Below are 14646 nucleotides of genomic sequence, written 5' to 3' on the forward strand. Positions count from 1 at the left end.
CATGAATCTTTTATATGAAGAAGGTGGCGATATCAAGATCGCCACAGTGCAGTCTGCATCAGGTGCTGGGGATGCTGAGTCATGGCAGGCAACCAGTCTTTCTGGAAAAAAGATCAGGCTCAAAGCTAAAGAGGTTTGGTTGCGCTTTGAAAAGCCAGAAGCTCAGGCCGCTATAGACGAAGCTGGAACTCTGACAGCCGATATTGATTTGCAGTTACTTTGGGATTGCGCACCAGATGAAGAATTTGGTTTGGTTGATGTGGCGCACGAGTACTTTGGATCACAAGCCAGCATTCCGCAACAAGTTGCACTAGCAATTGCTTTGCAGGGCGCCCCCGTTTTCTTTCGTCGCAAAGGACGTGGCCGCTTTCAGAGAGCGCCATTAGAACAGCTTCAGGCCGGGCTGGCCGCTTTAGAGCGAAAGCAAAAAGAGCTTGATCAGCAGTCTGTTTGGCAGCAAGAGTTAGTTAGCGGTACTTTCCCTGAAACACTCAAGTCTTCAGCCAAGCAATTACTTTTTTCTCCCGATAAAAATACTTCTGCGTACAAAGCGCTTATTGCTGCTTGTACCGAGACCGGTGAATCTCCAGCGCAGTTGATGATTCGTTGTGGCGCAATTGATTCGCCTTTAGCATATCACCAGGGACTGTTTCTAAAGGCGCATTTTCCGAATGGTGCGGATCACAGCCCAGCTATTGGGGTTGATCAAGCAGCATATGCAGCTGCTATTGCTGAGCTTCCAGTCGCCCAAGTGCAGGCATTCTCTATCGATGATTCCGGCACTACTGAGATTGATGATGCTCTATCGGTCACGCCAATTGAGGGCGGGCATCGAATAGGTATTCATATTGCTGCTCCAGGTTTGGCCATTGCAAAAGATGATCCCTTGGATCAAGTTGCGCGTAATCGTATGTCTACGGTGTACTTCCCTGGCGACAAAATTACGATGTTGCCTGATTCAGTCATTGAGCAATTCTCCTTAGATGAAGGCATGCCAAGACCTGCCTTATCGATCTATGTTGATATTGATTTGCAGGGGGTCGTCAATCGAGCGACTTTGCAGATGCGTGCAGAGATGGTGCCTATGGCAGCCAATTTACGCTTGGAAGATATTGAGCATCTTGTGAGTGAAGAGAGTTTGCTTGATGAGGGTGCTAACTATCCTTATCGCAAAGAGTTAGCCATTTTGTGGCAAGCCGCTAAACATCTTCATGCGGGTCGTCAAGAAAAGCGCGTAGCAAATGGCTTACGTGCCGAGCAACTTGGGCTTGTGGATCCCAATCCCCTCGCAAGGGATTTCCACTTCCAGATTCAAGAGGTAGATGGGGTTCAGCGCGTTGATATCTTGCCGCGTCAGCGTGGCTCCATTTTGGACACCATTGTTGCGGAGTGGATGATCTTCTGCAACAGCGCCTCTGGTCAGCTTCTTGCCGACCATGGTCTTCCAGGATTATTTAGAACTCAGAAGGGCTGGGGCCCACTGCGCACTCGCATGCAAACCACTCCAGGACCGCATGAAGGCTTGGGCTTGGACTATTACGCTTGGTGTACCTCTCCCTTGCGTCGATATTCCGACCTGGTCAATCAATGGCAATTGATTGCGCTTGCAAAGCATGGCGTGACAGCCAAAATGGTTGCACCGTTTCCGCCACGCGATGCTACGTTGATGGGTATTGCTGCTGACTTCGAGTCTTGCTATCAAGCGTATGGAGAGTTCCAAGACCGACTAGAAAAATATTGGTGCTTACGTTGGATCACGCAAGATGGTGAATCAAAGACTGTGTATGTCCGTCATTTGAAAGAAGGCATGTCTCGAGTGGAGCAAGTGCCATTGCACTTACCTATTCCTGAGTTGGCAACGCATCCTCGTATGACGCGTGCAGAAGTAGTGATAGCCGATGTAGATTTATTGCAACTTAGCGCAGGTGTTCGAGTTCTAGAAATTGAAGCAAAGTTGGAGGCTCCTGAAAAGGAATCAGCTGACCAAGCCGTAGAGTCGGAGCCAGAGCTATCAGACAAACCTGAAGAAGATGCTAGCCCAACTTAAATCTCTTGAGATTCCATGTCCTGAGGGACTTGGTAAGGCCTTGCATTATCTGCATCGCGCATGGAATCGTTATCCATTTCGCTTTGCCTTATGTGTCTCCATTCTGATTCATCTGGTGCTCTTGTCATTTCGCTGGGGTGTCGGGGAAATTCAAAATCGCCGACTCAATACTCCCTTGAGCGTGGTTTTGGTTAATGCCAGCAATAAAACGCCACCTCAAAAAGCGAGCAAATTGGCTCAAGCCGATTTACAGGGTGGCGGTAAAACAGAGAATCAAGACACTACAGCTTTGCATCGTGCTAGATTGGGGGCGGAAGCAAGACTTGAAGTTTTGGAGAAGCAGCAAAAGCAAATGCTCGCAAAGCTAGATGAGCAGCGCAATCGCTCTGGCGGTCGTAAAAGCGGCGATGAGCAAAAAATTACACCGCAACTCAATTCTTTAGAAGCTGAGTTAGCAAAGCGGCTCCAGTCTGATGGTAGAGAGCCAAGACGTAAGGTGCTGACTGGCGCCAATACAAAAGCAGTGAGCTTTGCACACTATTACGATGCCATGCGCCAAAAAATTGAGGCTTATGGCAGCGCATTTTTCCCGAGGGCAAATGGGCGCCCTTTATACGGCAGCTTGGTGATTGTGGTGAGTGTAGATATCCAAGGAAGAATCACCACGAACGCCCAAGGTAAAGACGGGCTTTCTATTGGTCGCAGTTCTGGCAATCCCGAGTTGGATCGTCAGGCCCTTGCCATCGTTAGGGCTTCAGCCCCCTTTGGGCCCTTTCCTTCGGAAATGCGTAACCAAATTGATGTATTGGATTGGATCTCCACTTTCGAGTTCACACGCGATGGGGTGGATCGTCTAGAGCTACGTCGTTAAAGCTATTTAACTAACTTTATAAATTCGCTTATTCTGTAGTCATTATGAGTTCCACGAATACCACCCCTTTGCATACAGACCCAAGCCTCTTTGCTGGCGTGGATGTTTATGCTGTGGCTGGTAATCCGATTGCCCACAGCAAATCTCCGGCAATTCATCAACGTTTTGCGGAGCAAGCAAAGCAGCGTATGCACTATGGGCGTCTTCAGCCTGAGGTAGGTGCATTTGCGCAAGCAGCTAAAGCATTTTTTGCTGCAGGTGGCAAAGGTATGAATGTCACGGTACCCTTTAAGTTAGATGCCCAAAACCTGGCTGATGTATTAACGCCTCGCGCACAATTGGCGGGCGCCGTTAATACTTTGTGGAAAACAGAGGGCAAAATTTTTGGTGACAATACTGATGGCGCTGGTCTAGTGCGCGATCTTTTGGCGCAAGGTATTGATCTGCATAGCGCCCGCATTTTGTTGATTGGCGCTGGTGGAGCTGCGCGCGGCGTGATTGGTCCGCTACTGGAGCAAGCCCCCAAATCATTCATTATTGCTAATCGCTCCAGTGCTAAAGCAGATGAATTGGTCAAACTCTTTGCTGATCTAGCGGCCTCCAAAGAAGTTGCGCTAGAGTCTCGGACTTTAGCTGATCTTGAAGACCCTGCAAAAACGCAGTACCCATTTGATTTGGTAATCAATGCCACTGCTGCTGGTCTGACGGATGAATCACCTTTGAGTTCGCAGGCAGTGAGCAATATTTTTGTGCCCAGCTCTTTTGCTTATGACATGGTCTATGGCAAAACTACCGCTTTCATGCAGCAAGCCCTTCAACGGGGTGCACGGGTTAGTGATGGCCTTGGAATGTTGGTTGAGCAAGCAGCTGATGCATTCTTACTATGGCGTGGTGCACAGTTGACAAGTTCTATTGATCCTCGCGCAGTGTTGGCAGAGCTTCGTAGCTGATTTGTTCTGATGCGCTGGCTTTTCTATCCAGTGAAATGTTTGCTTGCAGGATTTGTGGCGATGCAAATATTTTTTGCCCTACAGATTGCTTTATGGATCGGCTTGGATCCAAGTAGCACTGCTTTTCAAAGGGCAGAGCGTTGGCGCTTATGTTCATGGCACTGGAGTTGCTCCGTGCAATCTCGATGGGTGTCATACGACAAGATCTCCAATAATCTCAAGCGTGCAGTTCTGGTCAGTGAAGACGATATCTTCTTTCAGCACGGTGGCGTGCGGGTAGAGGATATGCAAAAAGCTTGGCAGAAAAATCAACAAAAAACTCAAGCAGGCAATAAATCAAAAACAGCTTTGCGAGGCGGTTCAACCATTACGCAGCAGTTAGCAAAAAATTTATTTCTTTCCTCGGAGCAAAATTATTTGCGCAAAGGGCAAGAGCTCATCATCACCGGGCTTTTGGAGTTAACCCTTTCAAAACAGAGAATGTATGAGATTTATCTCAACTCGGTGGAGTGGGGCGAGGGTATTTTTGGAGTTGGTGCTGCATCCCAGCACTATTACGCTACAAGTCCAGCGGCGCTTGACCGAAATCAGGCTGCTGCACTAGCTTCAGCATTACCTGCACCCAAGTGTTTTGATAAGCAGCAGTATTGCCGCCGTGGAAGTATTAATTATTCCGCTCGCCAAGAATTTATCTTGGAAGGCATGGATCGGGTTGCATTAGCGCCTTACCCAAAAAAGTAAGAGCGCTTAGCAATTTCTTAGTTATTTGTTTGTTGCAGCTCTGAGAGCATCACGCGTGCTCAGGGCAACCGCTCTAGCGGCTTCTGCAAAATCACTTCCGGAGCTGGCATACAGAATGGCTCTGGATGAGTTAATGATCATCCCCGTTCCCGGCTTACCTGCGATTTTTCCGGCGCTGACGGTGGCATCAATGTCACCGCCTTGAGCACCAATACCCGGAATTAACAAAGGCATCTCACCAACGATGGCTCGTACTTTGGCGATTTCTTCTGGGAAGGTTGCTCCAACGACTAGGCTAATCTGACCAGACTGGTTCCATTGCTGCGCAGCGAGTTTAGCTAAATGAAGATAGAGTGGCTCACCATTCTGGGCTACGTTTAGAAACTGCAAATCAGATCCACCGGGATTCGATGTACGGCACAAGACAATGACGCCTTTACCTGCATGCTTGAGGTAGGGCTCAATCGTGTCAAAGCCCATATAGGGGTTCACAGTTACCGCATCGGCGCCATAGCGATCGAAGGCCTCTAGAGCGTAATGGTCCGATGTACTGCCAATATCCCCGCGCTTGGAATCGAGAATCACGGGGATATGGGGGTATTTATCTTTGAGATGCTGAATCAGTTTTTCTAGTTGAGCCTCGGCTCTTTGGGAGGCAAAGTAGGCAAACTGAGGCTTGAAGGCGCAGACCAAATCCGCAGTCGCATCAGCGATTTCGCGACAGAACTCATAGATGCCCTCTGGTTTCCCTTGTAGAGATGGGGGTAAGCGCTTTGGGTCTGGGTCAAAACCAACGCACAGCATGCTGCCTTGGGAAGCCCATGCGGACTGGAGTTGCTGGTTAAAGGTATTTGAGCGAGAGTTCATTGGATTTGGCTTATTTTAGTGAAACTGTCATGTTCTATAGGATAAACTAGCGCACATTCCTTAGGAGTTCACCATGATCAACTTGTTCGTCCTGCAAAATGGCCGCCTCTCTCAAGAGCAAGTCGAAGATCGCAATGAATTGTTGCAATATGCCAATCCTATCTGGATTGACGTGGTTGATCCAGAAGAAGAGGAATTAATCTGGATTAAAGAGGCATTTGGCGTACTCTTGCCTGAGTTAGATGACTTGGGTGACTTGGAAGCTTCTGCGCGTTACTTTGAAGCTGATGATGGCCACCTCCATATTCGTACCGATTTCTTATTGGATGAAGAAGAAACTTCTCGTAACGTTCGAGTCGCTTTCGTTCTTACCAAACAAGTACTGTTCTCGATTCATGACGAAGATTTGCCAGTGTTCCGTTTGGTGCGCTTGCGCGCGCGTTTGCGTCCAGGATCAGTAAGTAATGCAAAAGACGTATTACTAGATTTGTATTCAACCGATGCTGAGTACTCTGCGGATGCTTTGGAAGAGGTTTATGAAAATCTAGAGCAAGCGGGTAAACGAGTCTTGCAGGATGATATTAATGATGCGGATGCAGAGCAAGTTCTCGAGACCATTGCAAAAGAAGAAGATACCAACGGACGTATTCGTCGCAATGTGATGGATACCCGCAGAGCCTTATCTTTCCTGATGCGCAGCAAGTTACTCTCTGATGAACAGCAAGAGGAAGCGCGTCAAATTTTGCGCGACATTGACTCACTCGAAAACCATACCGCTTTTTTATTCGACAAGATTAACTTCTTGATGGATGCTACCGTCGGTTTCATTAATTTGAACCAATCTAAAATTATCAAGATCTTCTCGGTGGTATCCGTAGCTTTAATGCCACCAACCTTGCTTGCCAGTATCTGGGGTATGAACTACAAGCACATGCCGGAATTAGACGCGACTTGGGGTTATCCAATGGCAATTGGTGCGATGTTAGTCTCAGCAATCATCCCTCTGTGGTACTTCCATAGTAAAGGCTGGATGAAGTAATCGGCGGTTGATTATTTCTTTTAGCTTCTAAGTAGAGCAATTAGCTCGGTAAGTGCGAACTCGGTTGCTTGCTCTCTCACCTTTTGACGATCGCCGTCAAAGCACATGGTTTTGGTCAATGTTTGATTTGCAGTAGCCCAGCCAAACCAAACAGTTCCAACCGGTTTTTCAGACGTGCCACCAGATGGCCCTGCCACCCCAGTGATTGAAATAGACACATTGCTTCCCGAATTGATCCTAGCGCCCTCGGCCATGGCCTTGGCTACGGCCTCACTGACTGCCCCATGGTCCTCGATGACCTCTGCTGGCACCCCAAGGCATTCAGTTTTGGCTTCGTTGCTATAGGTAATGTAGCCACGTTCAAACCATTCGCTTGATCCTGACAGCTCAGTTAAGGTCGCGCAGACCAAGCCACCAGTACAGGACTCGGCTAGCGATACCGTCCAATTTCTGGAAAGCAAAATCTCAGCCAATGTTTTAGTGAGGTCCGCTGTATTCATTGATGTTCGTTATTTAATCAGAAACTGCAACAAGGCAATTACCAGAAGCGTGCAAAAGGCGGCTGCAAGATCATCAATCACAATGCCAAAACCGCGCCAAATAATTTGTAATAAAGAAGAGCGCTTGGAATGATCGGTTGCCATATCTTTAAAGTGGCGGTCAATTATTCCAATTGGACCTGGCTTCATTGCATCAAAATAACGGAACAGCCCGAATGCAATTGCTTGCATCCAAATATTGGTTGGCATGATGAAGATCAGAACTAACCAAAAGGCAACAATTTCATCCCAAACAATTCCACCAAAATCTTTTTTGCCAAGCTCTTCGCTGACCTGACCACAGATCCAGCAGCCAAGCAATATGCCGCCACCAATAATCCAGAGAAAATCTTCGGTACTAAGAAAATATTCGCCAACCAGAAAAGCTGCCCAGGCCCAGAGCGTGCCGGCAGTGCCTGGTGCTACGGGGCTAAGGCCGCTACCAAAGCCAAATGCAATGGTCCGACTAGCAGTTTGAAATACCCACTTAAAAGTTGGCTTCACTTCTACAGAATTCTGGGGATTCGTCATGATGCAAAGTGATCAAATGATTTTAAAAACGGGGCAGCTTCTGCATCACTCAAAAGAGCGCCAGATTCGTGCAGTAAATATACTTTTACTGCATCATCCTTTTTTGGAACTGTTTTGCCAATGATGGTTAGTGGTAATCCGATAGATTTACTAATGGCTTGGATGTTGTCGCGTTGACTTGCGGAGGCAGTAAAGCAAATCTCATAGTCATCTCCACCGCAGGCTGCAAATTGATTTTGAATTTGTAGATCTTGCTTTTGCAGCGTGTCAGTTTTTGGCAGCTTGTCTAACTGAATTTCAGCATCGACTTGTGACTGTTTCAAAATGTGACTTAAGTCGCCAAGAAGACCATCGGATACATCTAAGGCGGAGCTCGCAATATTTCTAAGTTGCATACCCAGTTCAATTCTCGGTGTGGGGTTGTGCATACGATGTTCTATCTGTTGTAAATCCTCGGTAGATAGCGTTATTTCATGACGCAGTGCAGCAAGAGCAAGTCTTGCGTCGCCAACGGTTCCAGAAACCCAGATGTCATCCTCCGGCTTTGCCCCTGATCTACGAATGGCCTCTCCTTTGGGTAAAGCACCAAAAGCAGTGATTGAAATCGTCAGCGGTCCAGCCGTGGTGTCGCCTCCTATGAGGGGGCATGAATACTCTTCCGCCATGGCAAAAAGGCCCTTAGAAAATGCCTCTAACCATGTGTTTTCTGCTGTTGGTAGGGCAATTGCTAGCGTAAATCCGAGGGGTCTTGCACCCATCGCGGCTAAGTCTGAAAGGTTGACTGCTAGGGCTTTGCGGCCTAATCGCTCGGGATTGGCGCCTGCAAAAAAATGCCTGCCCTCAACCAGCATGTCGCTGGTAATGGCAACCTCTTCATCTGCCCTAGGTTTGATTAGAGCGCAATCATCACCAATTCCAAGGGTAATCGCCTGATCTGCATTGGTGCGCAAAGAATTAGCGGCCGTTTTAAAAAAACGTTCGATCAGGTCAAATTCCCCAAAGGGTTTGGAATGAGAAGACATGCCTCATTTTATGGTGGTTATGTAACGAACGCCCGAGAGGAATAGAATTAAGCTCTTAACAGTCTTAGATGAAATAAAGATAAGACGAAATTTAGCGAGCTAGTGAATGAGCAAAGAAAACAATAAAGAACAACAAATTGCAGCCTTGAGAGAGGCGGCCCTTCAGTACCACGAGTTTCCTACTCCGGGCAAAATTGAAATTGCCCCGACAAAACAACTAACTAATCAGCGAGATCTAGCCCTAGCGTACACGCCTGGTGTTGCTGCTCCTTGCGAAGAAATTGTTAAAGATCCTGCGAATGCTTTTAAGTACACGGCACGTGGAAATTTAGTTGGTGTTATCACAAACGGTACTGCCGTTTTAGGTTTGGGAAATATTGGACCATTGGCAAGTAAGCCGGTGATGGAAGGTAAAGCGGTTCTCTTTAAGAAATTTGCTGGCATTGATGTTTTCGATATCGAAGTTAATGAAAACGATCCAGATAAGTTGGTAGAAATTATTGCGGCATTAGAGCCAACATTCGGTGGCATTAATTTAGAAGATATTAAAGCGCCTGATTGTTTTGTGGTTGAGCGTAAGTTACAAGCGCGTATGAAGATTCCGGTCTTCCATGACGACCAGCACGGTACTGCTATTGTGGTTGCAGCCGCCATCCTCAATGGTTTGAAGGTGGTTGGCAAAAAAGTTGAAGAGGTAAAGCTGGTTACTTCTGGAGCGGGTGCTGCTGCATTAGCTTGTTTAGATCTGTTGGTTGATCTTGGCATTCAGCGCAAAAATATTTGGGTAACAGACTTAGCTGGTGTTGCTTACAAAGGTCGTAAAGAGTTGATGGATCCAGAGAAGGAGCCATTCTGCCAAGACACAGATTTACGCACGCTCGATCAAGCAATTGAAGGCGCAGATATTTTCTTAGGCCTTTCTGCTGGTGGCGTTCTTAAGCAAGATATGGTGAAGAAGATGGCGCCCAAGCCATTGGTTTATGCATTGGCAAATCCAACCCCAGAAATCTTGCCTGAGGAAGTGAAAGCAGTTCGTCCAGACGCAGTGATGGCAACTGGCCGTACTGACTATCCTAACCAAGTCAATAACGTTTTGTGTTTCCCATTCATCTTCCGTGGCGCATTGGATGTGGGCGCAACCACCATTACTCGTGGCATGGAAGTCGCAGCAGTCAAGGCTGTGGCGGAGTTGGCTCAAGCGGAGCAGAGTGAAGTAGTAGCGTCGGTTTACGGTATTGAAAACCTTTCCTTTGGTCCGGAGTATTTAATTCCAAAGCCATTTGATCCGCGTTTGATTACTGTGATTGCTCCAGCCGTTGCTAAAGCTGCAATGGATGATGGCGTTGCTTCACGCCCGATTAAAGATTTCGATGCATACCGCAATCAGTTGCAGCAATTTGTGTACCACTCCGGTACTTTGATGAAGCCACTCTTTAGTATTGCTAAGCGCGTGCCTGCAAATCAAAAACGCATTGTGTTTGCTGAAGGTGAAGACGAGCGCGTATTGCGCGCAGTACAAATCATCATTGATGAGCATTTGGCTACGCCAATTCTGATTGGTCGCCCAGCCGTAATAGAGCATCGCATTGTGAAGTTCGGTCTTCGTATGAAGGCGGGTGATGACTTTGAAGTTGTTAACCCAGAGAATGACCCGCGCTACCGTGACTTCTGGCAAACCTATCTCGGCCTTACAGAACGCAAGGGTGTGACCGAGTCGTTTGCTAAGTTAGAGATGCGCCGCCGTAATAGTTTGATCGGCTCCATCATGATTATCAAAGGCATGGCCGATGGCATGATTTGTGGAACTGTAGGTAATTCTGCAACTCATCTCAAGTATGTCGATGAGGTAGTTGGTCGGGAAGCTGGCGCCAATGTTTACGGTGCAATGTCTGGTTTGATTTTGCCGGGCCGCCAAGTATTTTTGGTTGATACGCACATCAATATCGATCCAACCGCTTGCGAATTAGCGGAGTTGACTTTGATGGCTGCAAGTGAAATGCGTAAGTTAGGTCTCGTACCTAAAGTGGCGCTGCTTTCACATTCCAACTTTGGTTCAAGTAATGCGCCATCTGCTATCAAAATGCGCGAAGTGTTGGCATTGATTCAGAAGGCGGATCCAACCTTAGAAGTGGATGGAGAAATGCATGGCGATAGCGCTTTGGATGAAACCATTCGTGCGGGCGCGGTAACGTCTTCCCCATTAAAAGGTGATGCCAACCTCTTAGTTTTGCCAAATATTGATGCAGCAAACATTTCTTACAACTTGCTAAAAACTGCAGCGGGTAACGGCATTGCAATTGGCCCATTGTTGTTGGGTGTTGCTAAGCCAATCCATATCCTGACCCCAGCAGCAACTGTTCGCCGCATTGTGAATGTGACAACTTTGGCAGTTGTGGAGGCCGCAAGCAACGCAAGAGGCATTTCTTAAGACCCTATAATTATGTAAGTTAGTGATAACTTACATAATTTATTTCTATATAAATCAGTGTGTTACATAAAATGCACTGTATTTGGGCTTGATTTGATGGCGTGTTACGGGTAACCTAGCACCCATCATGAATAATCGCTCTGAAAACAGCAATACAGCCAGCTTCGAAGAACATAGCCGCGCTGAAAGTTGGGATAGCAATGATCGACTTGAAACTGAGTCATCCGCTGCCAATATTTATGCTGAAGGCGGTTTATCTCGTTTACAAACCTATGCAGCAAATCAAGTTTCGGGGAAAAAAGTGACAGCTTCTTGGCGTGCCGCTTTGGCCGTTCGCGATGCCGGACCGCCGGCAATGTTGCGCAGTGTGCGCCCTAATATCGTGCAATCGATTCGTGCTTTCCGCACTCCTGACTTACAGGAAGCGGCTACAGAGTTAGGTCAACACTTCATTTATGCCAATTGCGCCAATGCAATGACTAAGGGTGAGGTTTTGGAATCTATTGCGATTGCTTATACGTTTACTAAGCAGCAGGCAAAAAACTACGATCCTTTGTTGGATGCTTTGACTACTACGGTTGATAAGTCTGGCCCACAGCCAGGCTTTGTTGTAGTCCTTGAAGGCTTGCCTTGCACTCAGAAATTCGACAAAGAAGCGCGTGAAACTCTTTTGGATGTTTTCCGTGATGCAGTTGATTTCTGGGCTGAGCGCCGCACTCCATACCGCGTCTTCTATTCTTTCGCTTAGTAGCAAAAGTCTTGGAAGTTATATAAATCGCCTCTACTTGAGGCGATTTTGCATTTCAGGGTTCCACACGCTATGGACGGCTGTAATGGCCACTACACCAGCCGTTTCTGTTCTCAGTACGCGCTCACCCAAGGAAACCAATTGATAGCCCGCAGCCTCTGCCCGAGCTTCTTCTTCGGGAGAGTGACCACCCTCAGGACCAATCATTAGCACAACATCCTGAGGTTCATTCTCTATGAGTACTGAATACAAGCTTTTGGTGGCATCTGGACTTAACAGTAGCTTGAGAGCTGGTTTTGGAGTTGCCTTTAAATAGCCCTCAAAAGTTTGAATGGGCTCCAGGCTGGCCAAGACAGTGCGATCACATTGTTCACAGGCTGCTTGAATAATGCCTTCCCAGTGAGCAAGCCGTTTTTGGGCGCGCTCAGCATCACTTGAACGAGTCAGTTTGAGAATAGAGCGCTCACATTGCATCGGGGCAATAATTTGGGCGCCAGTCTCAACCGCTTTTTCGACAATCCAGTCCATTTTGTCGCCGCCAGCTAGTCCCTGGGCCAGGGTAATGGCGTAAGGAGTCTCGCGATGGGTATCTTTGCAGATGTCAGTTAGCTGAACTTGACCTGTTTTTCCGCTCAAAGAGAGGAGCTCCCCCTTGGCAACCTGGCCTTTTCCATCAAATACTGGGAAGAATTCCCCGGTCTGAATGCGTCGAACACGCAAATGGTGGGCAACCTCGGGTGTGAGGGTCGTTGGCTTTTGGGATTCCCATGGTCCGGGAAGATAAAATTGAGGCATTACTGAAATATAGCCAATTTATTTTCCTAGAGACCACTTTTACGATGTCAAACCTTCAAATTCGCATGGCCAATGCCATTCGCGCTTTATCCATGGATGCAGTTCAGCAGGCAAATTCAGGTCACCCTGGTATGCCGATGGGTATGGCAGATATAGCTGTAGGTCTTTGGAACGAACATTTAAAACACAATCCAACCGATCCGCATTGGATTGATCGCGATCGTTTTGTTTTATCGAATGGTCACGGTTCCATGTTGTTGTATTCACTCTTGCATCTTTCTGGTTACGACTTACCAATTGAAGAGTTGAAAAATTTCCGTCAACTACATAGCAAGACTCCGGGGCATCCTGAATATGGAATTACTCCTGGAGTAGAAACAACTACCGGACCATTGGGCCAGGGAATTTCGAATGCGGTTGGTATGGCATTGGCAGAGAAATTGCTTGCTGAAGAATTTAATCGTCCTGGTCACAACATTGTTGATCACTACACCTATGTATTTTTAGGTGACGGTTGTTTGATGGAAGGTATTAGCCATGAAGTTTGTTCTTTGGCTGGCACTCTCAAGCTGAATAAGTTAATTGCATTGTGGGATGACAACGGCATCTCTATCGATGGCAAAGTAGTTTCTTGGTTTAACGAAGATACGCCTAAGCGCTTTGAGGCTTACGGTTGGAATGTCATTCGATCTGTTGATGGACATGATGCGGAAGCAGTATCTGCGGCTATTGCTAAGGCTAAAAAGAGCGACAAACCAACACTCATTTGCTGCAAGACTGCCATTGGTCAAGGCTCACCAAATATGGCTGGCAGCGATAAAGTGCACGGCTCACCATTAGGTGCCGCTGAAATTGCAGCTACTCGCGTTGCTTTGAACTGGCCTTATGCTCCGTTTGAAATTCCGAAAGATATTTATGCGGCATGGGATTTTAAAAAGCGTGGTCAAGCAGCTGAGCATGAGTGGAATAAAGAATTTCAGAAATATAAAAATAAATTTCCAGAACTTGCTTCTGAATTACAGCGCCGCATGGAAGGTGAATTGTCAAAAGACTTTTCATCTACCTTAAATGCGTATTTAAAAACTTGCCAATCTAAAGCTGAGACCATTGCTACTCGTAAAGCAAGTCAAAATGCGATTGAAGCTTTGGCGCCAGCATTGCCAGAATTTATGGGCGGCTCTGCTGACTTAACAGGTTCTAACTTAACCAATTGGTCTACATGCAAACCTGTGCGTGGTGATCAGTGGGGTAACCACATTAATTACGGTGTGCGCGAATTTGGTATGAGCGCCATCATGAACGGTATCGCTCTGCATGGTGGCTATATTCCATTTGGTGGCACCTTCTTAACCTTCTCTGATTACAGCCGCAATGCCTTGCGTATGGCTGCGTTGATGAAGCTGCGCAGTATTTTTGTCTTTACACATGACTCGATCGGTTTGGGCGAAGACGGCCCAACTCATCAGTCTGTAGAGCATGTTGCCAGCTTGCGCCTCATTCCAAATCTGATGGTTTGGCGTCCTTGTGACACCACTGAGAGTGCCGTAGCCTGGGGCTCAGCTATTGAGCGCAAGCATGGCCCTAGCGCCTTGATCTTTAGTCGTCAGAATTGTCCATTTGTATCTCGTACTCCTGCGCAAATCAAAGAGATTGCTCGCGGTGGTTATGTATTGCGTGATCCATCTGGCAAGATTGATGCAGTGATTATGGCTACTGGCTCTGAAATTGCACTCGCTTTACAAACAGCACAGCAATTAGAAAAAGAGGGCTTAGGCATTCGCGTTGTTTCGATACCTTCAACCACCGTCTTTGATCAACAAGGCACTGCATATAAAGCAAAAGTATTGCCGGCCAATATTCCACGCATTGCAGTTGAAGCAGGCGTAAGTGATTTCTGGTGGAAGTATGGATGTGCAGCAGTGCATGGTGTTGATACCTTTGGTGAATCAGCACCTGCGCCGCAACTTTATGAGTACTTTGGTCTGACAGCTGATCAGATTGCAAAGACGGTTAAACAATGCATCGCAAAGAAGTAATTTAAATACGAAATATATTCAATATTAGTAAG

At 47.0% G+C, this 14646-nt stretch carries 13 protein-coding genes; 8 read left to right on the plus strand and 5 right to left on the minus strand.

The genetic code is table 11. The annotated features are described in order from the left end of the window. Position 1 precedes the first annotated feature (1 nt). The 4 genes from JaK3_RS02635 to mtgA are packed head-to-tail and all read left to right on the plus strand — an operon-like array spanning position 2 to position 4609. A complete protein-coding gene (locus tag JaK3_RS02635) occupies positions 2-2047 on the plus strand; it encodes a ribonuclease catalytic domain-containing protein (protein ID WP_068320386.1) in 2046 nt (681 codons plus the stop codon). Further along, on the plus strand, positions 2031-2918 hold the full coding sequence (locus JaK3_RS02640) for an energy transducer TonB family protein (protein ID WP_068320388.1): 888 nt from the start codon (positions 2031-2033) through the stop codon (positions 2916-2918). Before JaK3_RS02635 ends, JaK3_RS02640 begins: the two co-directional genes overlap by 17 nt. A gap of 44 nt (positions 2919-2962) precedes the next feature. Next, positions 2963-3868 (plus strand): shikimate dehydrogenase, encoded by a 906-nt coding sequence (aroE, locus tag JaK3_RS02645; protein ID WP_068320390.1) that lies wholly within the window; start codon positions 2963-2965, stop codon positions 3866-3868. Positions 3869-3877: 9 nt separating this feature from the next. Beyond that, the gene (gene mtgA / locus JaK3_RS02650; RefSeq protein WP_068320392.1) at positions 3878-4609 is read left to right on the plus strand and encodes a monofunctional biosynthetic peptidoglycan transglycosylase; all 732 of its coding nucleotides are present in this window, start codon (positions 3878-3880) and stop codon (positions 4607-4609) included. Between the two features lie 21 nt (positions 4610-4630). On the opposite strand, the gene pyrF is transcribed toward mtgA, so the two are convergent. After that, positions 4631-5476 carry an orotidine-5'-phosphate decarboxylase gene (pyrF, locus tag JaK3_RS02655; RefSeq protein ID WP_068320394.1) on the minus strand — a complete coding sequence of 282 codons (846 nt, stop codon included), beginning with the start codon at positions 5474-5476 and terminating at the stop codon, positions 4631-4633. A gap of 73 nt (positions 5477-5549) precedes the next feature. Here pyrF and corA point away from each other — a divergent pair, with 73 nt between their 5' ends. After that, the gene (gene corA, locus JaK3_RS02660) at positions 5550-6515 is read left to right on the plus strand and encodes a magnesium/cobalt transporter CorA (protein WP_068320396.1); all 966 of its coding nucleotides are present in this window, start codon (positions 5550-5552) and stop codon (positions 6513-6515) included. A gap of 20 nt (positions 6516-6535) precedes the next feature. On the opposite strand, the gene JaK3_RS02665 is transcribed toward corA, so the two are convergent. Genes JaK3_RS02665 through thiL form a run of 3 tightly spaced genes read right to left on the minus strand, consistent with a single transcriptional unit; the run spans position 6536 to position 8607 of the window. Continuing rightward, positions 6536-7015: a CinA family protein gene (locus tag JaK3_RS02665; protein WP_068320398.1), complete on the minus strand. Its 480-nt coding sequence runs from the start codon at positions 7013-7015 to the stop codon at positions 6536-6538. A gap of 9 nt (positions 7016-7024) precedes the next feature. After that, the gene (locus JaK3_RS02670) at positions 7025-7585 is read right to left on the minus strand and encodes a phosphatidylglycerophosphatase A family protein (RefSeq protein ID WP_068320399.1); all 561 of its coding nucleotides are present in this window, start codon (positions 7583-7585) and stop codon (positions 7025-7027) included. Next, on the minus strand, positions 7582-8607 hold the full coding sequence (thiL, locus tag JaK3_RS02675) for a thiamine-phosphate kinase (protein WP_068320400.1): 1026 nt from the start codon (positions 8605-8607) through the stop codon (positions 7582-7584). The genes JaK3_RS02670 and thiL overlap by 4 nt, the downstream gene beginning before the upstream one ends. A 106-nt stretch (positions 8608-8713) precedes the next feature. On the opposite strand from thiL, the gene JaK3_RS02680 reads away from it, so the two are divergent. Together JaK3_RS02680 and JaK3_RS02685 are read left to right on the plus strand one after the other, a co-directional pair. Next, positions 8714-11035 carry an NADP-dependent malic enzyme gene (locus tag JaK3_RS02680; RefSeq protein ID WP_068320401.1) on the plus strand — a complete coding sequence of 774 codons (2322 nt, stop codon included), beginning with the start codon at positions 8714-8716 and terminating at the stop codon, positions 11033-11035. 127 nt (positions 11036-11162) lie between these two features. Continuing rightward, positions 11163-11783 (plus strand): barstar family protein, encoded by a 621-nt coding sequence (locus tag JaK3_RS02685; protein ID WP_068320403.1) that lies wholly within the window; start codon positions 11163-11165, stop codon positions 11781-11783. Positions 11784-11816: 33 nt separating this feature from the next. Here the strand turns inward: JaK3_RS02685 and JaK3_RS02690 are convergent, their stop codons facing one another. Next, a complete protein-coding gene (locus JaK3_RS02690; protein ID WP_068320405.1) occupies positions 11817-12578 on the minus strand; it encodes a 16S rRNA (uracil(1498)-N(3))-methyltransferase in 762 nt (253 codons plus the stop codon). A gap of 44 nt (positions 12579-12622) precedes the next feature. Here JaK3_RS02690 and tkt point away from each other — a divergent pair, with 44 nt between their 5' ends. Continuing rightward, positions 12623-14614, plus strand: a complete 1992-nt coding sequence (tkt, locus tag JaK3_RS02695; RefSeq protein ID WP_068320407.1) for a transketolase — start codon at positions 12623-12625, stop codon at positions 14612-14614. The last annotated feature ends 32 nt before the right edge of the window (positions 14615-14646 follow it).

This window comes from Polynucleobacter yangtzensis (genome assembly GCF_001595965.1).
Taxonomy (GTDB): Bacteria; Pseudomonadota; Gammaproteobacteria; order Burkholderiales; family Burkholderiaceae; genus Polynucleobacter; species Polynucleobacter yangtzensis.